General features: G+C 40.1%; 17 protein-coding genes and 2 pseudogenes. 15 read left to right on the top strand and 4 right to left on the bottom strand.

Features of this window, described 5'->3' with window-relative positions:
- Window positions 1–21 precede the first annotated feature (21 nt).
- Together Q0625_RS09970 and Q0625_RS09965 are read left to right on the top strand one after the other, a co-directional pair.
- On the top strand, window positions 22–3,078 hold the full coding sequence (locus tag Q0625_RS09970; RefSeq protein WP_298826569.1) for a SusC/RagA family TonB-linked outer membrane protein: 3,057 nt from the start codon (window positions 22–24) through the stop codon (window positions 3,076–3,078).
- Window positions 3,079–3,084: 6 nt separating this feature from the next.
- Entirely contained in the window at window positions 3,085–4,632 is a 1,548-nt protein-coding gene (locus tag Q0625_RS09965; protein WP_298826566.1) for a RagB/SusD family nutrient uptake outer membrane protein, read from the top strand.
- A gap of 167 nt (window positions 4,633–4,799) precedes the next feature.
- Here the strand turns inward: Q0625_RS09965 and Q0625_RS09960 are convergent, their stop codons facing one another.
- On the bottom strand, window positions 4,800–5,609 hold the full coding sequence (locus Q0625_RS09960; protein ID WP_298826563.1) for a hypothetical protein: 810 nt from the start codon (window positions 5,607–5,609) through the stop codon (window positions 4,800–4,802).
- A 202-nt stretch (window positions 5,610–5,811) separates the two neighbouring features.
- Between Q0625_RS09960 and pheT the strand changes: the two genes are divergently transcribed.
- From pheT to Q0625_RS09910, 9 genes and pseudogenes are all read left to right on the top strand, one after another.
- The gene (pheT, locus tag Q0625_RS09955) at window positions 5,812–8,238 is read left to right on the top strand and encodes a phenylalanine--tRNA ligase subunit beta (RefSeq protein ID WP_298826560.1); all 2,427 of its coding nucleotides are present in this window, start codon (window positions 5,812–5,814) and stop codon (window positions 8,236–8,238) included.
- Between the two features lie 15 nt (window positions 8,239–8,253).
- Window positions 8,254–8,862 (top strand): recombination mediator RecR, encoded by a 609-nt coding sequence (gene recR, locus Q0625_RS09950; protein WP_298826557.1) that lies wholly within the window; start codon window positions 8,254–8,256, stop codon window positions 8,860–8,862.
- A gap of 85 nt (window positions 8,863–8,947) precedes the next feature.
- Window positions 8,948–9,592, top strand: a pseudogene (locus Q0625_RS09940) (biotin/lipoyl-containing protein); the annotation flags it as partial.
- A gap of 768 nt (window positions 9,593–10,360) precedes the next feature.
- Window positions 10,361–11,062: pseudogene (locus tag Q0625_RS09935) on the top strand (dihydrolipoamide acetyltransferase family protein); the annotation flags it as partial.
- A 3-nt stretch (window positions 11,063–11,065) separates the two neighbouring features.
- Window positions 11,066–11,956, top strand: coding sequence for a lysophospholipid acyltransferase family protein (locus Q0625_RS09930; protein WP_298826554.1), 891 nt, complete (start codon window positions 11,066–11,068; stop codon window positions 11,954–11,956).
- Window positions 11,957–12,067: 111 nt separating this feature from the next.
- Window positions 12,068–14,854, top strand: coding sequence for a 2-oxoglutarate dehydrogenase E1 component (locus Q0625_RS09925; protein WP_298826551.1), 2,787 nt, complete (start codon window positions 12,068–12,070; stop codon window positions 14,852–14,854).
- A gap of 304 nt (window positions 14,855–15,158) precedes the next feature.
- The gene (gene ric / locus Q0625_RS09920) at window positions 15,159–15,887 is read left to right on the top strand and encodes an iron-sulfur cluster repair di-iron protein (RefSeq protein ID WP_298826548.1); all 729 of its coding nucleotides are present in this window, start codon (window positions 15,159–15,161) and stop codon (window positions 15,885–15,887) included.
- A 110-nt stretch (window positions 15,888–15,997) separates the two neighbouring features.
- Window positions 15,998–17,599, top strand: coding sequence for a signal peptidase I (gene lepB, locus Q0625_RS09915; protein ID WP_298826545.1), 1,602 nt, complete (start codon window positions 15,998–16,000; stop codon window positions 17,597–17,599).
- 6 nt (window positions 17,600–17,605) lie between these two features.
- Window positions 17,606–18,220 (top strand): WbqC family protein, encoded by a 615-nt coding sequence (locus Q0625_RS09910; RefSeq protein WP_298826543.1) that lies wholly within the window; start codon window positions 17,606–17,608, stop codon window positions 18,218–18,220.
- A 55-nt stretch (window positions 18,221–18,275) separates the two neighbouring features.
- Here the strand turns inward: Q0625_RS09910 and Q0625_RS09905 are convergent, their stop codons facing one another.
- The 3 genes from Q0625_RS09905 to rpsU all read right to left on the bottom strand — a co-directional run bounded on the left by Q0625_RS09905 (window position 18,276) and on the right by rpsU (window position 19,732).
- Window positions 18,276–19,010, bottom strand: coding sequence for a DUF6048 family protein (locus Q0625_RS09905; protein WP_298826541.1), 735 nt, complete (start codon window positions 19,008–19,010; stop codon window positions 18,276–18,278).
- Window positions 18,976–19,473 (bottom strand): DUF6452 family protein, encoded by a 498-nt coding sequence (locus tag Q0625_RS09900; protein ID WP_298826540.1) that lies wholly within the window; start codon window positions 19,471–19,473, stop codon window positions 18,976–18,978. Before Q0625_RS09900 ends, Q0625_RS09905 begins: the two co-directional genes overlap by 35 nt.
- A 64-nt stretch (window positions 19,474–19,537) precedes the next feature.
- Complete coding sequence (gene rpsU / locus Q0625_RS09895; RefSeq protein ID WP_009642001.1) at window positions 19,538–19,732, bottom strand: 30S ribosomal protein S21; 195 nt, start codon at window positions 19,730–19,732, stop codon at window positions 19,538–19,540.
- Window positions 19,733–19,889: 157 nt separating this feature from the next.
- Here rpsU and Q0625_RS09890 point away from each other — a divergent pair, with 157 nt between their 5' ends.
- The 4 genes from Q0625_RS09890 (at window position 19,890) to Q0625_RS09875 (ending at window position 23,463) form a co-directional block, all read left to right on the top strand.
- Complete coding sequence (locus Q0625_RS09890; protein WP_298826538.1) at window positions 19,890–21,200, top strand: hypothetical protein; 1,311 nt, start codon at window positions 19,890–19,892, stop codon at window positions 21,198–21,200.
- 347 nt (window positions 21,201–21,547) lie between these two features.
- A complete protein-coding gene (locus Q0625_RS09885) occupies window positions 21,548–22,453 on the top strand; it encodes a hypothetical protein (RefSeq protein WP_298826536.1) in 906 nt (301 codons plus the stop codon).
- A 24-nt stretch (window positions 22,454–22,477) separates the two neighbouring features.
- The gene (locus tag Q0625_RS09880) at window positions 22,478–22,807 is read left to right on the top strand and encodes a PAAR-like protein (RefSeq protein ID WP_298826533.1); all 330 of its coding nucleotides are present in this window, start codon (window positions 22,478–22,480) and stop codon (window positions 22,805–22,807) included.
- A 371-nt stretch (window positions 22,808–23,178) separates the two neighbouring features.
- Window positions 23,179–23,463, top strand: coding sequence for a hypothetical protein (locus tag Q0625_RS09875; protein WP_298826530.1), 285 nt, complete (start codon window positions 23,179–23,181; stop codon window positions 23,461–23,463).
- The last annotated feature ends 108 nt before the right edge of the window (window positions 23,464–23,571 follow it).

Raw genomic sequence — 23,571 nt, 5'->3', positions numbered from 1 at the left:
TGCCCCCTCAAAATTACAGAAATGAGATTAAAGTTTTTCTATGTATTTGCGTTGTTTATCATAGCTGTCCAAGCGGCTTTAGCGCAAGAAGTTACCGTTACAGGAACGGTAAAAGACGGACAGGGGGAACCTGTCTTGGGTACTTATATTCTTATCAAAGGAACTAGCCGAGGGGCTACCACTGATGATAAGGGGGCTTACAAGATTCAAGCTAATGTGGGCGATGTACTCTACTATTCTTTCTTAGGGATGAAACCTGTGGAGAAGCCCGTAACTAAAAAAACTTCAGTGATCAATGTGGTGCTTCAGGACGATGTACAGGAGATAGACACAGGACTTGTTTTCACAGGCTATGGTGCTCCCAAGGTGGGAAGTCGTACGGTAGCTTCGGTAGCGACTGTACAAGGTAAGGAAATTGCCCGTACCCCCGATGCCAATGCCATGGATGCACTCGCAGGACGTGTAGCGGGTATGGTCGTTACCACAGGATCAGGACGCCCAGGAGCTACCTCCAGTGTACTGATTCATGGGTTTAACAACTTTCAGTCAGCCCTACAAGGGAGTGTTTCTAACCAGACACCACTCTATATAGTAGATGGGATGCAGGTAAGCTCTAGTGTCATGACTGATATCAATCCTAATGACATAGAGAGTGTTACTGTACTCAAGGACGCAGCTTCTACCTCTATCTATGGTTCACGTGCTGCCAATGGGGTTATACTTATTACCACCAAACGTGGTAAATACAACGAACGTACCAATATAAGCATCAGCCACCAAGTGGGGTTCAACGCCATAACTAGTGCTAGCCGTAAGTTTTTTGAAGATATGATGACTCCTCGTGAATATTTGGATTTCTGGGCACAACGTGACCCTGCAGCAGTTCGTTCTGCAGCAGGTGTCTCAGGTAGTACTCCAGCACAGACTCAGGCAGCTATTGAGAAGATCTTGGCAGAGAATCCTTATAATACACGTTGGGACAAAGTATTTTTCCGTGACTTTGTACCTACCACCCGTACCGATGTTTCTATCTCTGGGGGTACAGCCTCTACAACATATTACCTTTCAGCAGGCTATCTAAAGCAAGAGGGGTCTACAGCTCCTTCAGTGGATTATCACCGTTACAATCTTAACTCTAACTTAGATACCCGTATCAATAGTTGGCTTAAGGCAGGACTTTCTCTTTCGGTAGGATATACTGAAACAGAGGGCGGACGCTCTTCTACAGCAGGGGCAAGAGTACTCGCCTTACCTCTGTATACCCCTACCAATCCCGATGGTACCCGTAAGAACTTTATCACAGGAATTACAGGGCGCGCTACAGGATTCTATCATCCTGAGTATGAAGCAGAAAAACAACCTAATGCTTCTGCTGGAACCGATGTGATGCCGATAGGATATATGATGGTTGAACCTATCAAGAATTTAGTATTCAAGACGCAAGCAGGGGTACAATATAGCGAAGGAGAAACGGTACAGAAACGCTTACGCTCTTTTACCGACTATCAATTCGGTTATGAGAATGAAGCCAACACACAAGTGTCTCAAGACAAATCTTATAGAAAAACTTTTACCAATACCTTGGAATACAAGTTTATGCTAGGAGACTCTCATAACATTACAGCTCTTTTGGGACAAGAATCTATTGAGAATATTAGTAAGGCATTGGAATCACGTACCGCAGGACAGCCTTCCGATGGACTTTCTATGCTCTCTCACGGAACTAAGGAAGTAGCAACAGGAGATAGCAAGACAGTGAGTACTTTCAATTCATATTTCTCTCGTTTGGAGTATGATTATCAAAATCGTTATTTCTTAGACCTTTCAGGTCGTCGTGATGGTTCCTCTAACTTTGGACAGAACAATCGTTATGCCAATTTCTGGGCAGTAGGGGCTATGTGGAAGGTTAAGAAAGAAGCCTTTCTAAAAGAGGTAAAATGGCTTACTGACCTTAACTTGCGTTTTAGTACAGGGATTTCTGGAAATGCAGGAGGACTTAATTATAGCAATATCAACGTAGTGAGTCCTTCTTTGTTGTATGATTCAAAAATAGGTTATACCCTAAGTAGAATAGGAAATCCTGATATACGTTGGGAAGAACAGAAGAAAACAAGTGTAGGAATCAATGCTATACTTTTATATAACACTTCTGTCAATGTGGAGTATTATCACCGCCGTACCTATGATGTACTCGCTTACCGAGATAATAACTCTACTAGCGGACGCTCTCAGATCTATACCAACTCAGGAGGTATGCAAAACCAAGGTATTGATGTAAGTATCTCTTCTCGTGTGTATTATGATGAGGGGAATAACCTAAGTGTACGTCCTTACTTCAATATGAACTATAACCAGCAGAAAATAACAGAGATTTTTGAAGGAAGAGAATCCTTGGTGAGTCTCAATAGTAATCTAGGCTTTAAGGTAGGTCGTCCTCTGGAATACACTGCTGTATTGCGCAAAGGAATAGACCCTAACACAGGACTTACACAGTGGTATATTCCTGGAACGGACAAAATGGAAACACAGACCGATGATAATCAGATAACTACCACTTATAATCCCAATTTGGCACAAACCACTGGTAAGAAGATGCATGCGCCTCTCAATGGTGGTTTCGGTTGGACTGTTACCTATCGTGGATTTACTTTGGATATGAATTTTGCTTTCACTGTAGGTAACTGGAAAGTGAATAATGATATGCGTTATAGTGAGAACCCTGGTACTTTTGCTTCAGGAAATATAAGTCGTAAGGCCTTTGATTATTGGAAAACAACAGGAGATAACACTCGTCATCCTAAAATTACCGAAGCTACTTTCATCTATTCAGGAGATTCTCGTCTTATACAGAATGCCGATTTTCTTCGCTTAAAGAGTATCAGCCTAAGTTATAGTCTCCCTAAGGAGGTTATCGAGCAAGTAGGTTTCTTTGACGGAGTACGCTTCTATGGAACGGCTCGTAACATATTTACACTTACCAAATACGAAGGGCCAGACCCAGAATTCTCTAATCCTATATCCTTAGGAGGTTATCCACCTTCTCGTCAGTTTTCTTTCGGGGTTGAACTTAAATTTTAAAAAGCAATGAAAAAGATATTTAACAGATTACCACTATATATACTTGCGGGACTCTCCTTACAGAGTTGTGTCAAGCTAGATCAAGAGCCTTTTAATGACCTGAGTGAACAGAACTCTTTCCTTAGTGTAGAGGATGCACAGTATTGGATCAATGGAATGTATGATGGGCTTAGGGAAAACACTTATGGAAATGCTATGTATAGTACCGACGTACAAGCTGATTTCCTCAATGCGGTACGCCGTAATAACGAAGTGCTTCCTGAACTACACCGTTGGACGAATTTTACTTCTTCCAATGGTATTACTGCAGCAATTTGGATGGCTTATTACAAGGCGATTCAAGATATTAATGTAGCGCTCAAGGGAATCCCCAATGTGCCTATATCCAAAGAAAGAGAACGCGTAGAGCGAGCTCAAATACAGCGTAACTTAGGAGAACTCTACTTAGGGCGTGCTTATTATTATACCTATTTGATAACGCACTTTTGTGGGGCTTATGATGCTTCATCCACTTATGGATTGCCTATCCTAAGAGAGTTCAAGGTGTCGAATTTTCCTGCTCCCAGTACACTCAAAGAAACCTATGAGTTTATCTTGGAGGACATAGCTCGTGCTCAGCAGTTATTGGACACAACCACAGGAACAGAGGGCGCTACCACTTTCACTGTGGATGCTGCTAAAGCACTGAAGGCACGTGTACTCCTTTACAAAGGAGAATGGGCAGCAGCTTATGCCACAGCCAAGTCCCTTATTGATGCAGGTACTTATCCATTGGCTACTTCAGAGAGTTCTTTGGAGGCTATTTGGAAAGAAGATGATTACAAAGAAAGTATAGTACAACTCTTTGCCAAAGCTCCTACAAGTTATACCTTAGGAATAAGTGATGAACTCCCCAAGTCCAATGATATCTATATAGGCGCTAATAACTTCTCCTATCGTTTGCGTCGTTTTCTCTATAATCCAAGCTATATTCCTACCCAGACTTTTCTGGATTTGTTTGAGGATACTGATTATAGAAAAAGTATCTATTTCCAAAAGCTCTTTGTTGATTATGGAAACACTGTGTATAGGAATATCTATTTGGTAACCAAGTATCCAGATAATAATGACCTAAAGATTAATTCTTCAGGGCTACCTACTTATATGCACAAGCCGAAATTGTTCCGTATAGCTGAGCAATACCTCATTGCTGCTGAAGCGGCTTACCGAAATGGAGACGAAGCCAATGCTAAGGTATATCTTAACACGCTTAGAGCAGCACGTATTTCAGGGGTAACTCCTATCACAGCAACAGGCAATGCCCTCTTTGCCGAAATACAGAATGAGCGTAATCGCGAATTAGCCTTTGAGGGCTTCCGCTTATATGACATCAAGCGTTGGGGCTTAGGCGTAGTCAGAGGTACTCCACAGAATGTAGAGGCGATTTTCTCTTCTCCAGCTCAGGAGTATCATCAGCTTAATATACCTGCTGGCAATTACAAACTTACTTGGCCTATCCCTGCTACCGATATCAATTTTGAAAAAGGTCGTTGGAAACAAAATCCAGGCTGGTAATTCTAAAATTAAAATAGGCTGCTCATAGGAGCAGCCTATTTTGAAAAATAAAATGAGTTCACTAACAAATTGGGGACTAAACAAAGAAATAATTCAGTAGGTCAGTAGTAACTAAAATAGCAAAGAGGCTATCCACAATGGATAGCCTCTTTAATTAATCTTAATGATTACTTATAATACTCGAATTTTTGTTCTATGATAAGGTAGGGTTCCCCATTTTCGCTTTCTGTCTTTTTGATCCAGTTCTTTTTCTTATCATATTCATAAGTGTAGTTTTTCTTTTGAGCAATGGTACCATCCTCTTTGTAGACTACATTCTCGGTTTCATTGCCTTCTTTGTCATAAGTGGAGGTTACCTTTCTTAGGAGTTTGCCAGAGGTATCGTAAGTGAGTCGCTCTAGAGGGTTTCCTTTGTCATCATTTTTGTAAAGGGTCTTAGCAGCTAGTTCGTCTTTTTTGTATTTATCCTCTTGGATAAGGTAGCCTTTGTCATCATAGGTGAAAATGCTCTTTTCGTCACATACACCCCCTACACAGTTGGATTTTTCTATAAGTTGGTGTTTCTCATTGTATTTAGAGAAAGTACTCATAAAGATGTCTCCTTTGTCTGTTAGGAGGTCATGACGCACACGATTACCTTCCTTGTCATATTCGTAGAGGTTAGTGGAGAGTGTTTTGTTATCCTCATCTTTGGAGACAGACTCTATCAGGTAGCCTTGGTCATTGTAGGTGTCATGGTAGGACATGATTACCCCATTGTTATTAATTAGCATCTTGGTCGTACGTCCCTTAGGGTTGAATTCAGTAAGCAGTTCCGAATTACCTCTGAAAGGTTTTCCTTGTTCATCAAAGCGATAATCCATTATACGGTATGTCTTTACTTTTCCTTTGAGTTTGGCGGCATCCCAACCCGTTTTCTTATTCTGACCGAAAGCAACAGTACCTGCTAAAAGCAGGATAATTCCTAATTTCTTCATTTTCTTATAAATTAATTTAGGGGGCAAAGATACGAAAGTTAATTGTTAATTGTTAATGATTGATGGTTAATTGTCTATGTTTAATTGTTAATTGTCACTTGTCATGAATCACTTGTCATGAATCACTAACTTATTTAAAAAAAATTTTCTCATTACAATAAAATATAGTAATTTTGCAACTCCAAAATACAGCAATCATCTTATGAAAATCTCATATAATTGGATTAAGGACTTTCTCAGAATAGACTTACCAGCGGAAAAAGTAGGTGAACTTCTTACAGATTTAGGCTTGGAGGTGGAAGGAATCACCTCTTATGAAAGTGTAAAAGGAGGCCTAGCAGGGGTCGTAGTAGGGGAGGTGCTCGAATGTACTAAGCATCCCAATGCTGATAAGCTCAGCCTTACTAAGGTTCAGGTAGGCGAGGGAGTGGTATTACCTATTGTCTGTGGAGCACCCAATGTAGCCAAAGGACAGAAAGTAGCGGTGGCGACCATCGGAACTACCCTTTATGACAAGCAGGGAGAACCCTTTAAGATTAAGAAAGGTAAGATCCGTGGTGAGGAAAGTCATGGGATGATCTGTGCCGAAGACGAACTTGGCCTAGGAGAGAGCCATGAGGGTATCATGGTCTTGGATAGTGCTTTGCCTGTGGGTAAACCTTGTAGTGAGGTCTTCAGTGTGGTCTCTGATATCATTTTTGAGATAGGACTTACACCGAACCGTGCCGATGCAATGAGTCATCTAGGGGTAGCTCGCGATCTTAGAGCAGGCTTATTGCAACAGGGAATTAATAAAGAGATTATTACCCCTTCGGTAACGGACTTCTTTGTGGATAACCGTTTGCTCAAGATAGATGTACATGTGGATAATAAGGAGCTAGCTCCACGTTACTGTGGGGTGAGTATCTCCAATGTCAAGATAGCACCCTCACCTGATTGGCTACAACAGAGACTAAGAGCTATTGGCATCACTCCTAAGAACAATATAGTGGATATTACTAACTATGTATTACATGACTTAGGACAGCCTCTACATGCTTTTGATGCCTTGCGTATCTCTGGTAAGAAGATTATTGTGCGCAATGCCACAGAAGGGGAGAAGTTTCAAACCTTGGATGGGGTGGAACGTACCCTTTCGACAGAGGATTTGGTAATCTGTGATGTAGACAAACCGCTATGTCTTGCAGGAGTATTGGGAGGTACTAACTCAGCAGTGGGGCAGGATACAACTCATATCTTCTTGGAAAGTGCTTATTTTAACCCTGTGGCTATTCGCAAAACAGCTAAGAGATATGGTATTTCCACTGATGCTTCTTTCCGTTTTGAGCGTGGTATTAATATAGATGATTGTAAGTATGCTCTCCTAAGGGCTGCTATCATGATAAAGAAGATTGCAGGGGGCGAGATATCCTCCGATGTGGTGGATTGGTATCCTAAAAAACAAGAGGATTTTCAGGTATTCTTGACCTATGAAAAGGTAGATTCTCTTATTGGTCAAGTAATTCCTCGCGATGTGATTAAGAGTATATTACACTCCTTGGATATCCAAATCAACAGTATTACCGAAATAGGAATGGGGCTTACTATTCCTTCTTATAGGGTGGATGTACAGCGTGATGTAGATGTGATAGAGGAAATTCTCCGTGTATATGGCTATAACAATATAGAGTTCTCCTCCAAGGTGAGTGCTTCCATGGCACACGCTAGCCGATACGAGGACTTCAATATACAGAATGTAATTGCCAACCAGCTCGTAGGACAAGGTTTCTATGAGATGATGAATAATAGTCTTACCTCAGCTGCTTATCAGGAGCTATCGGCAGATATTAAGGCTGATCAGGCAGTGGAAATACTCAATCCATTGAGTCAGGATTTGGCGGTGATGCGTCAAAGTATGCTTTTTTCAGGTTTGGAGACCATCGCTTATAACAACAATCGCAAGCGTTCGGACTTGGCCTTATTTGAGTTTGGCAAAACTTACCATAAGATAGGGGATACCTATACAGAACCTAAGCACCTAAGCCTCTTCTTATCAGGGAATATATACCCAGAGACATGGAACGCTCCTCAGCAAAAGACGAATTTCTATTACCTGAAAGGTTATGTAAAGGCTATTTTTGATCGCTTAGGCATCTCCGATCTTCAAGAAACACCTACTCAAGAGGCTATCTACCAAGAAGGAATTACCCTTTGGAAGGGTCAGACAGCTATGGCTTCTTTAGGAGTATTGAAAAATAGTATATTACAACATTTTGATATAAAACAACCTGTGTTCTATGCGGATATTCAGTGGGATCATCTACTGGCTAATCTCTCCAAAGAAGTGAAATACAGAGAGATTCCTAAGTATCCTGAAGTACGTCGCGATTTGGCGTTACTATTGGACAGTGAGGTATCCTTTGAAACACTTCACCGCATTGCCTTGCAAACAGAAAAAGATTTGCTTAAGAAGGTAGCCCTTTTTGATGTATATCAAGGAGATAAACTTCCTAAAGGAAAGAAGAGCTATGCAATAAGTTTTATATTACAGGATAGTAGTAAGACACTTACCGATAAGCAAATAGATAAGACTATGGCAAACCTTGTAGAGGCTTTTGCTAAGGCTACAGGTGCCGAATTACGTTCTTAAAAAGAGTATAGGAATATGGATTTTTCTTCCAAATTACTGGAAAATGCTATCTATGAAATTGCTCTGCTCCCAGGGATAGGTAAGAGAACCGCCTTGCGCTTGGCGCTTCATTTGCTCAAGCAACCTAATACTCAAACAGAGCACTTGGCTTCGGCCTTACTTAAGTTACGCAATGAAGTTACTTACTGTAAGAGTTGCCATAATATATCCGATACGGAAATCTGTGATATCTGTGCCAATATTCACCGAGATGCTTCTCTACTCTGTGTAGTGGAAGATGTGCGCGATGTAATGGCGATAGAACATACAGGACAATATAATGGTCTCTATCATGTCCTTGGTGGGAAAATATCTCCTATTGACGGGATAGGGCCTAATGAGTTGAATATAGCTTCCTTAGTTAAAAAAGTAAAAGAAGGAGGCGTAAAGGAAATTATCTTTGCACTAAGCAATACAATGGAAGGGGATACGACTAACTTCTATATATACAGACAGTTAGAAGGATTGGATGTTACCACCTCCACCATTGCTCGAGGTATTTCCGTTGGGGACGAACTGGAATATACCGATGAGGTAACTCTCGGTAGGAGTATCCTCCACCGTATACCGTTTCAAGTACAATAGGCAGTAGTCAGTTGTTAGTAATCAGTTACTAACCACTAATCACTAACCACTAATCACTAACCATTAATCATTAATAATTAAAAATATGGCAAGATACGAACTGAAATTACCTCAAATGGGAGAAAGTGTAGAGGAGGCAACTGTCTCTTCTTGGCTCAAAAAAGTAGGAGATACCATTAAAGTAGATGATATCTTGGTAGAAGTAGCTACTGATAAGGTGGATTCTGAGATTCCCAGCGAAGTATCGGGAGTAATTACAGAAATCTTGACCCCAGAGAAAACAGTGGTAAAAGTAGGCCAACTGATGGCTATTATAGAAACCGATCAGGAGAATGCACAACCAATAGAATTGCCTGCTTCTCAGGTAATTCCTCTACCTGCGCAGACTCAGGTACAGCCACTTACTGAAACACCACAACCTCAGCAGTTACCTATACAACCACTGGAAATAGAGCCTGCACAGCCTATCGAGCAACAGCCTGTACAATCCATTGAAGAAAAATCTGTACAGCCTATTGAAGAGATACCAACTTCTCCTCAAGCAGAAGAAGCATTAGTAGCTCAGGTGCCTTATGTACCTCAAGAGCCAATAACTTTGCCTGAAGTAGCTCAAGAAGAATCCGATGCCTCTTTCTATTCTCCTTTGGTGAAAACTATTGCCAAGGAGGAAAATATCTCCATGGATGAGCTAGCTTCTATACAAGGTTCAGGAATAGGTGGGCGTGTAACCAAGAACGACCTATTTAACTATTTAGAAAGAAGGGATGGCAAAACAGCTACCGCTTTGGCTCCCGTAGCTACTGTTCCAACACCTACACAAGAGACCTCTTCTTTGACCTCACCAGCTGAGTCAACGGATCTTACTACTCAAATCGCAGATGTAACTCTTATAGATGATAAGCTCGGAGGTTCTCCTTTCTCAGCTACTATAACAGAGCCTACTCCAATAGCTCCATCTCATGAGGAAGTAGCAGCTGTGACTTCCACTTCAGATTTAGGACTCCTTACAGAGCAGAAAGAGGAGACCACTGAAAAGGATCAGCAGGAAGAAGCCCTTGTAGCTCACCAAGAAGTTCCAGTAGTAGAATCCTCTACAGCACAAGAAGAAACTCCTGCTCCAGTGGTAGAACTTCCTGTAAGTCAAGAAGAGGCTTCTGCTCCAGTGGCAGAGATTCCTACACCAGAGGAAGAAACTCAGGTAGAGGAAGTGCCTGTGGCTCACCAGGAAACTCCAGCGGCTGCTCAAGAAGAAAAGACACAAACACAGGAGGTAAAATATCCTGATATCTCTGACTTTATCAAGAACTTTGAAGCAACACATGCTAAAGAAACGCCTGTGGCTGAAAAAGAGAAAGTCGTAGAAACCCCTGTAGAGCAATTACAACCAATTACCATAGAACCTACTCCTATTAGCTTGGAGATACCTCAGGACAAGCCAGAGGAAAAACCAGTGGTGGCAACCACTACCTATACACCTTCTCCTGTGGATAAGAATGTGGAAGTGATAGAGATGACCCGTATGGGCAAGCTTATCGCTAACTATATGATTGAGAGTAAGCGTGTGTCTGCTCATGCCACTAGCTTTATTGAGGTAGATGTTACTCGTATCTGGAATTGGCGTAACAAGCACAAAAAAACCTTTGAAGCACGTGAGGGAGAGAAACTTACCTTTACTCCTATCTTTATAGAAGCGGTAGCAAAAGCCTTACGTGATTTCCCATTGATGAATATCTCTACCGATGGCGAACGTATCTTTAAGAAGAAACAAATTAATATAGGTATGGCTACGGCTTTGCCTAATGGTGACCTTATCGTCCCAGTGATAAAGAATGCTGACCAACTCAGTTTGGTAGGTTTGGCTAAGAATGTAAATGATCTAGCTAAGCGTGCCCGTGAGAATAAGCTAAAACCTGATGAGGTAAAGGACGGTACTTACACAGTAACCAATATAGGGGCCTTTGGCAATCTCTTTGGCACTCCTATCTTAAACCAACCTCAAGTGGGTATCTTGGCAATAGGAGCTATACAAAAGGTGCCTGCGGTAGTGGAAACCCCCGAAGGAGATGTGATAGCTATTCGCTATAAGCTCATGCTTTCTCACAGTTTTGACCACAGAGTAGTCAATGGGGCATTAGGCGGTATGTTTGTACAGCGTGTAGCCCAGTACCTCGAGCAGTGGGACATCAACCGAGAAATATAGCTCATGCAACGCTTTGTTTTCTATTTTGCTTATCCCTTCCTATGGCTTATAGCACACCTACCTGATAGGTTACTCTATGGGCTATCGGACGGGATATGCTTTCTTATTTATAGACTTATAGGCTACCGTAAAAAAGTGGTAAGGCGTAATCTTTGCCTTGCCTTTCCAGATAAACCACTTGCTGAAATCAAACAGATAGAGACTGCTTTTTACCACCATTTCTGTGATATCTTCTTGGAGATGATAAGGACAATGGGGCTATCGCAGGCGCAAATGCAGCAGCGTATGACCTATACGAACAAAGAACTTATAGAGGACTTCTATCACAAGGGACAGAGCGTTATCATTATGTGTGGGCACTATAATAGTTATGAATGGTTACTCTCCTTAGCTGCTCAGATACCTCATACTTCCTACGCACTCTATACCCCTATTACCAATCGTTATTTTGACCGTTTTGTACGTAGGCTTAGGGAAAAGTTCCATAGCTATCTCATCTCCCGCTACAAGGCTATAGAGGAGATACGTCGCTTGCAACACGAAGGGGTACGCTGTGCCTATGGTTTGGCAAGTGACCAGTCGCCTTCACCAAATAAGGCTTATTGGCGTTCCTTCATGGGGATTGAGGTACCTGTATTCACAGGAGCCGAACGTATAGCCAAGCAGTTCAATATACCTGTGGTATTCTGTGATATACAGAAAAAACGCAGAGGCTATTATGAGGCTACTTTTACTCTTATTACCGATGCTCCTGCCACTACTGTGGCGCATGAAATCACTGACACCTTTACCCAACTACTTGAAGCACAGATACGCCGTGCCCCGCAGTATTACCTCTGGACACATAACCGATTTAAGCACGCCAAGGAAATAGTAAGTAGTCAGCATCTCTGACAACTGATGATAAAAAAACTAATGAAAAGTACTGGTTTTGTCATTATTTTTTTGTATCTTTGTCCGTAATATTAACGATAGAAATTTTCGTCATAAAAAATAATATTCTTTATGGATAAGTATTCTTTTCTTAATGCTGCAAACACTCAGTTTTTTGCAGATTTGTACGACCAGTATTTGGAGAACCCCGACTCGGTAGAGGCTAGTTGGCGCGCATTTTTCCAAGGATTTGATTTTGCTCGTGAGAGCTATGGGGACGATTTCTTCTCAGAAGAGTCCTTTTCTTCTCAGCCAGCCCCTCAAGTGGCTACCCCTCAAGTAGCTTCTTTGCCTATATCGGATAAGGTAGAGAAAGAATTGCGAGTTTTGAACCTTATTAAGGCTTATCAACAACAAGGGCACTTATTGGCTCAGATAGATCCCCTTAGAGTACGCAATGCTCAGGTGGCTTTCCCCTTAGAGAAATTTGGACTTTCTCAGGCAGACCTTTCTACTGTTTTTGAGGCTGCCAAGGAGCTATACTTACCTGCCTCTCCACTCTCTGTGATTCTTAAGAAATTGGAGGATACCTTTACCAAAAATGTGGGTATAGAATTTGAACATTTGGACGATGCCGCAGCCAAAAAATGGTTCCAAGAAAAAATATATTCAGGAGACTATACAGCTACTTTTTCTAAGGAAGAAAAAGTACGTATTCTACAAAAATTAGCAGAATCTACCGCTTTAGAGAACTTTTTCCATAATAAATATGTAGGCCAAAAACGTTTCTCCTTGGAAGGGAATGAGGCCTTAATTCCAGGCTTGGATGCACTGATAGAAGCCGCTGCTGACCGCCAAGGTGTCAAAGAGGTCGTTATAGGGATGGCGCATCGTGGCCGCTTGAATGTACTAGTAAATATCTTGGGCAAGAACCTACAAGATGTTTTCTCAGAGTTTGACGGTAAGGACTATCCTAATCCTGAGTTTGATGGAGATGTGAAGTACCACTTGGGACTTACTACCCTTCGCAAAACAGCCAAAGGGCAGGAAGTATTGCTTAACTTGGCTCCTAACCCTTCACACCTTGAGACGGTAAGTGCTGTGTTACAAGGGGTAGCACGTGCCAAACAGGATAACCACTATGCTAATAATCCTTCCCAAGTGTTGCCTATTGTGATGCATGGGGATGCCGCTGTCTCTGGACAAGGTATTGTATATGAGGTAATGCAAATGGAGCGCTTACGTGGTTATACTACCAAAGGAACCATTCACATAGTGATCAACAATCAGATAGGTTTTACAACCAATCCTTTTGACTCTCGTTCTACTACTTATTGTACTGACATAGCTAAAGGTTTCCAAGCACCTATCTTACACGTTAATTCCGATGATACAGAAGCAGTAGTACATGCTATGCTCTTAGCATTGGAGTACCGTATGGCTTTCGGGTATGATGTATTCTTAGACCTTGTGGGTTACCGCAAATATGGTCATAACGAAGGAGACGAACCACGTTTTACACAGCCTGTATTATACAAAATTATTGGAAGTCACCACAATCCTACAGCAATCTATACTGAAAAACTCATTAAGGAAGGTGTCATTACAGCTAAGGAGATAGAAGCCTACGAGGAACAGTATCGCAACTACTTGGATGTAGAATTGGAGGCTTCTCGTAAGAAAGAGCTTACCATTATCAATCCTATCATGCAGAATGAATGGGAAGGATTCGAACATATCGCTTCTGCTGAGCAGATGCTCCAAAGAGTGGATACCTCTTTTGATAAAAAGAAATTGGACGAATTAGCGGCACTGATTACCGCACTTCCAGAGGATAAGAAGTTTATTAATAAGATTTCTAAGATTATCAAGGATCGTCACAATATATACTTCGATGAGCAGAAAGTGGACTGGGGAATGGCTGAGCACTTGGCTTTTGCAACCCTCCTCTCTGAAGGTTATGACGTACGTCTTTCAGGAGAAGATGTAGGTCGTGGTACTTTCTCTCACCGTCATGCCGTGGTTAAGGCAGAAGAGACAGAGGAAGAAATCATACCATTATCTCATATCACGGCACAGGGTGGTGGTAAGCTACATGTATATAACTCCTTACTTTCTGAATATGGAGTACTAGGATTCGAGTACGGATACTCCCTTACAACGCCTAAGACATTAACTATTTGGGAAGCACAATTTGGTGATTTTGCCAATGGCGGTCAGATCATGATGGATCAGTATATCTGTTGTGGGGAAGATAAGTGGAAGAACCAGAGTGGTTTGGTAATGCTCTTACCTCATGGTTACGAAGGACAAGGAGCGGAACACTCCTCTGCACGCTTAGAGCGCTACTTACAGTTGTGTGCTACTCAAAATATGTATGTAACTAACTGTACAACCCCAGCTAATATCTATCACTTACTACGTCGTCAGCTTAAGGCATCATTCAGAAAGCCACTTATAGCCCTTTCTCCTAAGAGCCTGCTCCGTCACCCATTGGTGATTTCTTCCATAGAAGAGCTTGCAAATGGTCATTTCCAAGAAGTATTGGATGATACTCAAGTAAAACCAGAAGAAGTAACTACTCTTGTATTCTGTTCAGGACGTTTCTATTATGATTTGCTTGCAGAACGTGAGAAATTGGGTAGAAATGATGTTGCTTTGGTACGTATAGAACAGCTCTTCCCACTTCCAGTGGAACAACTCAAAGAAGTAATAGCACGTTATCCTAAAGTAACAGACTATGTATGGGCACAGGAAGATCCTAAGAATATGGGAGCTTATGGCTATATGCTTATGAACTTTGACTTAGTACCATGGAGATTGGCGGCTATGAAAGCCTACTCAGCTCCTGCGCCAGGTAGTCCTAAGCGTCACAAAGCACGCCACCAAGAAGCTATCGATAAAGTCTTTTCAAAGTAAGAGATAAAAAGAAAAAGACTTTAATTTAGATAAAGAGTAAAAGGTAATAGGTAGAGATACCTAATTACCTTTTACTTTTTGACCTCTCTACAAATAATTGTTTATTCGTATTTATTTTATTATTGAAAAGGGTTGAAAAAGTTGTTATTTGTTAAAGCGTAATTGCTTGCAATCCGTATAATGTTTTGTATTAAATAATTGTATTTTTTCTCCTATGGCATAAAAGTTAAAAAAAGACTTTTAAATATTTTTTAGCTTGATACTTCGAAAATAATTTATATCTTTGCCAAAAAATAAATAAATAATGGATTTTACTAATAAAACAATTGGAGAAATTGTAGCAGATGATTTTCGTACTGCTGCTATTTTTAAGAAACATGGAATTGACTTCTGCTGTCGTGGAGGTAGAACGATAGATGAAGCTTGTGAAAAGAAGGACGTAACTAAGAAGGAACTTATTGAAGAGCTTTCCTCTCTCCCTTCAGGCAATGGCGATGCAGTAGATGTAAGTAGCTGGCCTTTGGATTTATTAGCCAACTATATAGTGAAAATACATCACGAATATGTAAGAGAGAAAACACCTACTTTGGTACAGTTTTTGGATAAACTTTGCAAAGTACATGGAGACAGACACCCAGAACTCTTTGAAGTAAATCAACTCTTTAACGAAAGTGCACATGACTTAGCAGAGCATTTTCAAAAAGAAGAACGTGTGTTGTTCCCTTTTATAGAAAAGCTTGTTAAGGCTTCACAAACAGGTGAACCTTTGGAACCATCTCACTTTGGTACGGTAGAAAATCCTATTGAGATGATGAAGCATGACCATACCATTGAGGGAGACCGCTTTGCAAAGATTGCTGCCCTTACCGATGGTTATACACCACCTGCCGATGCATGTAATACTTACAGAGTTACTTTGGCTATGCTTGAAGAGTTTGAGAATGACTTACACCGTCATATCCACTTGGAAAACAATGTATTGTTCCCTAAAGCTATTGCCTTGGAGAAAAAATTACAAGAAAGAAACGCTTAATAACTCATAGCAATTTAATTTAAGGAAGAAACTACTTGGAAATTTTCTAAGTAGTTTTTTTGCGTAAGAGCATAAATAATACTATCTTTGTGCGCTAAAACAAATATTTTATGTTGACTTATCTTATTGTTTTTTTAGGAGTTCAACTCTTACAAGGACTTTTCTTGTGGAAGGGTTATCAGAAGGCAGGTTACAAAGGTTGGCAAGCTTTTGTTCCTGTGCAGAACATGCTGATACTCTTTAGGATTATTCAGCGTCCTTGGTGGTGGATTTTCTTGGTTTATCTGCCTGTGATTGGCAATATCATGGCTGTTGTTTTGGCCTATGAATGGTTACATGTATTTGGTTATCGTCAAAAACGCTATACCCTTTTGGCAGTAGTTACTTTAGGGCTTTTTATAGCTTATGTAATGTATCAGCCTAAGACACAATATATAGGAAAGAGTGAAGCTGTGATTGCCGAGAATGTACCCTCTTGGCTCAATGGGATTATCTATGCAGTCGTGGCCGCCTCTACCATACATACCTATTTCATTCAGCCTTATACGATTCCTACTTCTTCCTTGGAGAAAACCCTTTTGGTAGGGGATTTTCTTTTTGTGAGCAAGTTCCACTATGGTGCACGCCTACCTATGACCCCTATGGCTGCTCCTATGGTACATGATACTATACCTGTGGCAGGGGTGAAGTCCTATTGTTCTAAGCTTCAGTTGCCTTACTTGCGCTTACCTGCCTTACAAAAGATCAAGCGTAATGATATAGTGGTGTTCAACTGGCCTACCGATACAGTACGTTTTTTCCGTGATCCTTCTGGGATTCATGCTTATAAGCCAGTGGATAAGAAGTCCCACTATGTAAAAAGAGCGGTGGCTGTGGCAGGAGATACCTTTGAGATACGTAATGGAGATGTCTATATCAATGGGAAGAAGGAGGTTTATCCCGTGAGAGCGAAGCTCCAGACTTCCTATACAATAGATACCGATGCTGAGTTCAGAAACTATTTGGTAAGCCTCTATGGTAACCAATATACTCCAGAACAGTTATTACCTGTATTCTTATTCCAAAGTTTTGGTATTACTGATGGCTCTGGATTTACGGAGGATAACCAATTTATCGTGCAATCAGCTACTGAGGAGGTGGCTCAGAAAATAGGACAAGTTCCTCATGTAGAGAAAGTAACCAAGATAGTAGCTCCTAAGCAGTACAATAAGGCCATTTTCCCTCATAGTGAGCATTTCCCTTGGAGTGAAGATAATTTTGGTCCTGTGGAGATACCTGCTGAAGGCAAAACTGTACAGCTAACCGCTGAAAACTTACCCCTTTACAAGCGTATCATAGCCGAATACGAGGGCAATACACTACAAACACAAGGTAATGATATCCTTATCAATGGGCAAAAAGCTACCTCCTATACTTTCCGCCAAGATTATTACTGGATGATGGGAGATAACCGCCATAACTCAGAGGATAGCCGTTATTGGGGTTTTGTACCTTTTGACCATGTGGTAGGTAAGCCTGTATTGGTATGGATGAGCTGGGATAGCAATGCTTCAGGACTTAATAAGATACGTTGGAATCGTCTCTTTACTACTGTCAATGGGGAAGGAGAACCTGTTTCCTATCTCTATTGGGTATTAGGCTTAGGAGTGCTTGGCTATATTGGTTATGAGGTATATAAGAAGAAATACAAAAAAGGAAAAGTAAAGAAATAACAGCACATGAAGGCATTATTACACCCTACTTATTTCCCTACAATAGCCTCTTTCTCACTATTGGTAACGACCCCTTGTGTTTTGGAAGTGTCGGATAATTACCAAAAGCAGACCTATCGCAATCGTACTTATATATATGGAGCGAATGGTAAGCAGATACTTACGGTACCGATCCTACATACTGGAGGAGAAACAGGGCGACAGCTCTATAAGGAGGTGCGTGTAGATAATCAAGTGGCTTGGCAAAAGTTACATTGGAAGACCCTACAAACGGCCTATCGTACTTCTCCTTTCTTTGAGTATTATGAGGATAAGATAGCTCCTATATTTACCCAAAAACATACTTTTCTATTGGATTTGAATCTTCGTACTATTGAGGTGGTACTGGATTGCCTACACAAGGAAATTACTTGGGAGAAGACCACTACCTATGAGCCTACTTATGAAGAGTTGTCCGATTGTCGTTATCTGACCAATGCTAAGGAAGCCTATCAGGTAGATCAGGCACCTTACTATCAGATTTTTTCAGACAAGCATGGATTTATCCCGAATCTTAGTATTTTGGATTTGCTTTTCCATGAGGGAAATCAAACAATATCATTAATGACCCGTGATAAGTAATCAATCACTAGTAAGAAATAACAAAAGACTCATTACCTAGGTAATGAGTCTTTTGTTATTTCTTATAGAATGGTATCATATAGGAGAGCGTGTAGTTGTAGTTGATGCCGAAGTTACTACCTTCCCATACACGCTGTACCCCTGGTATCCAGAAATTGGGAAACTGATCGTCTTTCTTATTATAGAGTAAGAAGCTAAACCTTACGGAAGCACCTGCATAGAAGTGCTTGAATAGCTCTACCTTGATACCCAAGCTACCCTCTAACCAATGCGCAGTACGCCCCCTATGGGTAGTGAGGATATCACTCTGGCTACCACTGAGCGATTCATTCCAGTAGGTGTTATGTAGTGTGTGTAAGTTATAGCGGGATACCTCTTGGCTAAAAGAAGAAAAGCCATAACGTGCCCCGAAATAGATCATATTCTCCATTCCATACCAATTGGTATAGGAATTGTAATCAATTCCCAGCCTAATATATTCCCCACGGGTGGCAAAATCAAAGTAGTTGGTAGTACTATTCTTGTATTCCTTGCCTACTTCTCCTGCTATGTAATAACGATAGTTCAGGCGATAGTCTCCTACTAGTTCCAAACCCTCATAATTCTTATCGGTGAAGGTACGTATGAGCTTGGAGATATCGGCACCTATACGGAGTCCGTAGTGCTGATAGTGCTTTTTGAGGGTAGGAGTCTCAGTGGGTAGGGAAGTGGAGGTCTTACTCTCTTGAGCAAAGCTGTAACCTACAAGAAACAAGCTAATAAAAAATATGAATACTGGCTTTTTTTTCATTGTCTAATTTTCTAAAAAGTACATGTACGCGATCTATCCAAGAGGTGTAACCATCTACGGAGGAGGAAGTAGCGGCAAGGGTGTTATAGGTAACCCTATAGCCACAACCCTTACTAAGGAACTCTTGAGAGGGAGTAGCTGTGACTTTCAGTTCGCTCACGCTTCCACTTACCAAGACGCCAGTGCTGTCAATCACCGCATCCTTTGCCAAAAGGAAGGAAGTTTCGCCAGAGAGCAGTTTCAGAGGGAGTACAATGGAGTCGGTAGTGGCAACGGGCTGAATGATTTGGTGACGGTCTCCTCCCATGACCAAGAGGTTATTGACCGTTTTGGTACGGCGCGGGGCAGTCTTGTCATGTACCCGAATAATAAGGCGCGGGGTGATCATCTCATCGGCACAGATGTCGTCATTCTCGCATCCTGCAAGGAAGAGCACTAGCAATAAGTATAAAATATTTTTCATATCAGTTTAAATTATACAAAAAAATCCCTGAAAAACAGGGACTTTTCTTTTAGAAAAAGAAATATTATATTTCTTCTGCATCTCTTAGACGTTGGATGAACTCCGCTCTTTGGATTACATTACGGCGAAGTACAGAGGGCTTACTAAAGTGCTGACGTGCACGAAGCTCCTTTACAATCCCTACGCGGTCAAATTTTCTTTTGTAGCGCTTAAGGGCTCTGTCTATATTTTCTCCTTCTTTTACTGGTATAATAAGCATAGTAATAACACCTCCTTTCGTTTACGGGGGCAAAGATACAACATTTTTTTGTACCCACAAGTACTATTGTGAAAAAAACGATAAAATTTTTCATCACGCAAAAACATTGCGCAATTAATAGGTACCTTTGCAGTGTCAAACACAAATTATGGTATTCATGATTTTACAAATACACTCCGAGAATCCTCAGCTTTTGGACTTACTCAATAAAAACCCACATACCGACTTTGGTATCTATGCCAAAGCCTTACGCAATGGGCAACTTGTGGGTAATGCCGTTTCTGCCCATCAGTACGATGTGATTTTCCAAGATACCCGGTACAGCTATCTGCCAGAGGAAAGCAACCAGATTGATTTCCAGAGCTATTGTTCCCCCTTGGTATTGCTCCATATCTGTAATGAGTTTTTCAAGGAACTCCTACAAGAGCGGCAAACCTACCTTCAGCAGGAAATCAAATGGTTAGGAAAGTTGCGCGCCGAGGTGGATACTTACCCTTGTAGGATAGAGGTCAAAAACCTATATGCTAACTCTAATTGGTATGCTCAAGGGCATTTTCTATTGGAACGTTATTTCAAGAATATACATGCAACACCCCTAATAGGGAACAACCTTTCGCTAACAATAGAGGGCAAGAACGTATTTGAGGCTATGAACCTTTTGAGTTTTGTAGCAGTGGCTACTCATATTACCAATACCTATGGGGAATATACCTACATAGATGACCATTTCGCCCAGAAATATGCGCGTATCCTAACGAATATAGAACAGGTGCCTTACTTTGTGTTCTATCTTTTTATCAAAAGGGCGATAAAGAGCGAACGCCAATTTGCCGAGATCAAGCCCTTATTTGAAGCCTATTTCAAGCAGCGTGGTATGGATGTAGATTTCCAGTTTGCCGATACTCATGGAAGCCGTATGAACTTTATTGTCAATGAGCTGGGTATGGATTATCCTATTTTGGACATCGGTTGTGGAGAGCTGAAGTACTATCGTCGTTTTATGCGAAGGAACTATAACTATCAACACCCTTATTTTGCTACAGATACCGATCCAGAAGTGGCAGCTCATGTGACCATTCTCAAGGAACGTATGGAAGCCGATAACCTCTATTTCTTTACCTCATGGGACGATTTTCAGTACAAAGAGCCTGTAAATATCATACTCACTGAGGTCATAGAACACAATACCCCTGCCCAAGCAGCCGCCTTGGTTAAGAAGTGCTTATCATTGAACTTCCATAAGCTTGTCATCACCACGCCTGATAGCCGTTTTAACTCCTATTACTTTGAAGAAGGGGAGGAAAGCAGGCGACATGAGGATCACCATTTTGAATGGACAGATACAGAATTTCAGTCTTTTATCAAAGAATCTGTAGGAGCATTACCGCTTACCTATACTTTCTATGGGATAGGAGATAAGATCAATGGAGTAACACCTACACAGGCGGTGGTCATCACTCGAAAATAATTATATATTCTTGTAAGATTTGATAATAATTCTTATTTTTGTGCTTTAAGAGGCTATGAGTGATTATATAATTCAATGAGAGTAGACATAAGCAAATTATATTTTCTCCCTCAAAGCCAATACCGACAGCTGGCTTTGAGGGAGTTTATTATTTATAGGACTTTGTAATGACTCTATGATTAAAATTACAATAGATTGACAATCAGAATAATACAAAAACATAAAAACTTAAAGAAACGTACCAGCGAAGGAGTTATGAAAAAAATAATACCATCAATACTATGTTTATTTCTATTTTCGGTGGCGCATCATACTTTTTGAAGCACTACCAGATTTCGATTATTAAAATGTTAAGAAAATTAGTTTGTTTTATATTGGGAAGTGCTTTACTATCATCCTGCTCAGCAAGTCGTTATCTTGCTGAGCCTTCTTATCATCACCCTACCGATGCTTTCCACAAAGCAGTATTAGCCTCCCAAAATATGATACCCCCAAAACGTGAGAAATTTGACTTCAATCTATATGAAGAATACAAAAAAGCAAACTCCTTTTATGTAAAGAAAAACGGAAATATAGTAACTAATATACAAGAGTCTATTTTTATAGAAGAAGATTTTAGTGAACGGAAGATTTATGATACAGAAGAATTAGTGAATGAATACCCTTTTTATACTATATCCAAACGATTTTATGAAGATGGTTATATAGAATTTCAGAAAAAAATAGTAGGAGATTATGTCTTAATAGATGAAAGTTTCTATTGGGATAAGCAAGGGAAACTGACCATAATAGATGAAAATAAAAAATTTGGAAAAATAAGAATTGACTATATAATGAAGATAGTAGAAAAGTTAGGTTACATTGATCTAAGAACAGGAGCTGGATGGTATAATTTGAATGATTTTTCAATCTTTAATTATGAATTAGATTTTTTTGATAATGAATATGGTAAATATTGGATTATTATAGATCCTAAAAATGAACGATTTGATCATAAAAAGCATAAATTCCCTGAATATGAATATGGAGATCCTGCTATGTATATATCAAAAAGTTGGTTTGTTGATGGAGAAACAGGACAAGTTTACACTGAAGAAGAGTTCAAAAATCGTATTAAATCCCAAGAAATCACTCGCACTTTCCGAGGAAAAACCTACACTGAAGAGGAGTGGAAAGCCTTTGAGCAAGAGCAATGGGAAAAGTACCAAGCTAAAAGGGATAAGAAGAGCTTTTGGGAGCGGTTGTTTGGGTAATAAACCTTAAAAAAATAATACACTATGGATATCATCACCAATACTGCAGAACTCAGTTGCAATCAAGGTACTGCCAAAAGCAAACTTACTGTGACAAGTCAGGATTTTGTAACTATTGAGGGTAAAGCTATGGCTACTGAGGAGGACAAGCAAGCGAATTTCAATATACAGCCTTTTAAGCAATGTAAGCTAAAACCTGCCTCAAGCGGTTATTTACCTTGTGTGCCTGCACCCATCAAATGGGAAGATGCTGCAGAGAAAGACACTATTATGGGATTTTATCGAAACAATGATTTTAATACCGCTTTCCGTCCTGAGAGTCCAGCCGTAATAGAAAATTTGGAGGTGATTTAAAAAGTATGATGAGGTAAAAAGTTGACAATTAGAGCAAAAAGTTATATTTTTGTTGTGTGAAAATAAGAATAGAACTATATTGCCCCAATTGCCAGAGTGCAAAGGTAGTGAAAAATGGCAAAAAACCAAAGACTTGTTGTTTTTCTAAGAAACAAATAAATCATCTAAAGGCCTTTGCTTTAGCTTTCTTTTATATCAATTATGGGTACATCTAAAGTTGTATCATACTTTTTGAAGCACTACCTATTATTCTAATAAAGTAGGAGCTTATTTTTATCAATTAAGGCACTCAGGAAAGTGGAAAAGTGATTCTTGGTCTTATGATTTTAAGCGATTTATAGAAACTCAATATAAAACCTTATTTAACAATTATGAAAAATAAAGTATTTGTTTTTTTATGGATATTGTTTTTTTATGGATGTACTGATAAAGAGACACAGCAAAATTTTCAAGATATTCATAAAATAAATAAAAAAATGCACTTCCAAGAAGCTATCAAAATAATGAGAAATCCTCCTATCAAAATATGGAATAATCCTTCTAAGAATGTTTTTTTTTATGACTATAAAAATAATACATTTGGAGGATCTAGTGATTTTAGTATTATTTTTTCTATGCAAGATTCCTTAGTTATCGAGATTAACTATGGAGATTAATAAATTCCAAAGATTATGATTAAAGATAGATATTACCCTATGAAGCTGTTAAAACTTTTTTAGAGAAGTAAAAGTTCCCAAAAATTAGTAATTTTGTGTTTGAAAAAA

It is taken from the genome of uncultured Capnocytophaga sp. (assembly GCF_938029845.1).
In the GTDB taxonomy this organism is placed as follows: Bacteria; Bacteroidota; Bacteroidia; order Flavobacteriales; family Flavobacteriaceae; genus Capnocytophaga.
The sequence above is the reverse complement of the archived record's forward strand: the minus strand, read 5'-3'. Positions and strand labels throughout refer to the sequence as shown.

Coding starts and splice junctions, on each gene's coding strand:
- Q0625_RS09970 (WP_298826569.1), top strand. CDS start 22: ATGAGATTAAAGTTTTTCTATGTATTTGCGTTGTTTATCATAGCTGTC.
- Q0625_RS09965 (WP_298826566.1), top strand. CDS start 3,085: ATGAAAAAGATATTTAACAGATTACCACTATATATACTTGCGGGACTC.
- Q0625_RS09960 (WP_298826563.1), bottom strand. CDS start 5,609: ATGAAGAAATTAGGAATTATCCTGCTTTTAGCAGGTACTGTTGCTTTC.
- pheT (WP_298826560.1), top strand. CDS start 5,812: ATGAAAATCTCATATAATTGGATTAAGGACTTTCTCAGAATAGACTTA.
- recR (WP_298826557.1), top strand. CDS start 8,254: ATGGATTTTTCTTCCAAATTACTGGAAAATGCTATCTATGAAATTGCT.
- Q0625_RS09930 (WP_298826554.1), top strand. CDS start 11,066: ATGCAACGCTTTGTTTTCTATTTTGCTTATCCCTTCCTATGGCTTATA.
- Q0625_RS09925 (WP_298826551.1), top strand. CDS start 12,068: ATGGATAAGTATTCTTTTCTTAATGCTGCAAACACTCAGTTTTTTGCA.
- ric (WP_298826548.1), top strand. CDS start 15,159: ATGGATTTTACTAATAAAACAATTGGAGAAATTGTAGCAGATGATTTT.
- lepB (WP_298826545.1), top strand. CDS start 15,998: ATGTTGACTTATCTTATTGTTTTTTTAGGAGTTCAACTCTTACAAGGA.
- Q0625_RS09910 (WP_298826543.1), top strand. CDS start 17,606: ATGAAGGCATTATTACACCCTACTTATTTCCCTACAATAGCCTCTTTC.
- Q0625_RS09905 (WP_298826541.1), bottom strand. CDS start 19,010: ATGAAAAAAAAGCCAGTATTCATATTTTTTATTAGCTTGTTTCTTGTA.
- Q0625_RS09900 (WP_298826540.1), bottom strand. CDS start 19,473: ATGAAAAATATTTTATACTTATTGCTAGTGCTCTTCCTTGCAGGATGC.
- rpsU (WP_009642001.1), bottom strand. CDS start 19,732: ATGCTTATTATACCAGTAAAAGAAGGAGAAAATATAGACAGAGCCCTT.
- Q0625_RS09890 (WP_298826538.1), top strand. CDS start 19,890: ATGATTTTACAAATACACTCCGAGAATCCTCAGCTTTTGGACTTACTC.
- Q0625_RS09885 (WP_298826536.1), top strand. CDS start 21,548: ATGTTAAGAAAATTAGTTTGTTTTATATTGGGAAGTGCTTTACTATCA.
- Q0625_RS09880 (WP_298826533.1), top strand. CDS start 22,478: ATGGATATCATCACCAATACTGCAGAACTCAGTTGCAATCAAGGTACT.
- Q0625_RS09875 (WP_298826530.1), top strand. CDS start 23,179: ATGAAAAATAAAGTATTTGTTTTTTTATGGATATTGTTTTTTTATGGA.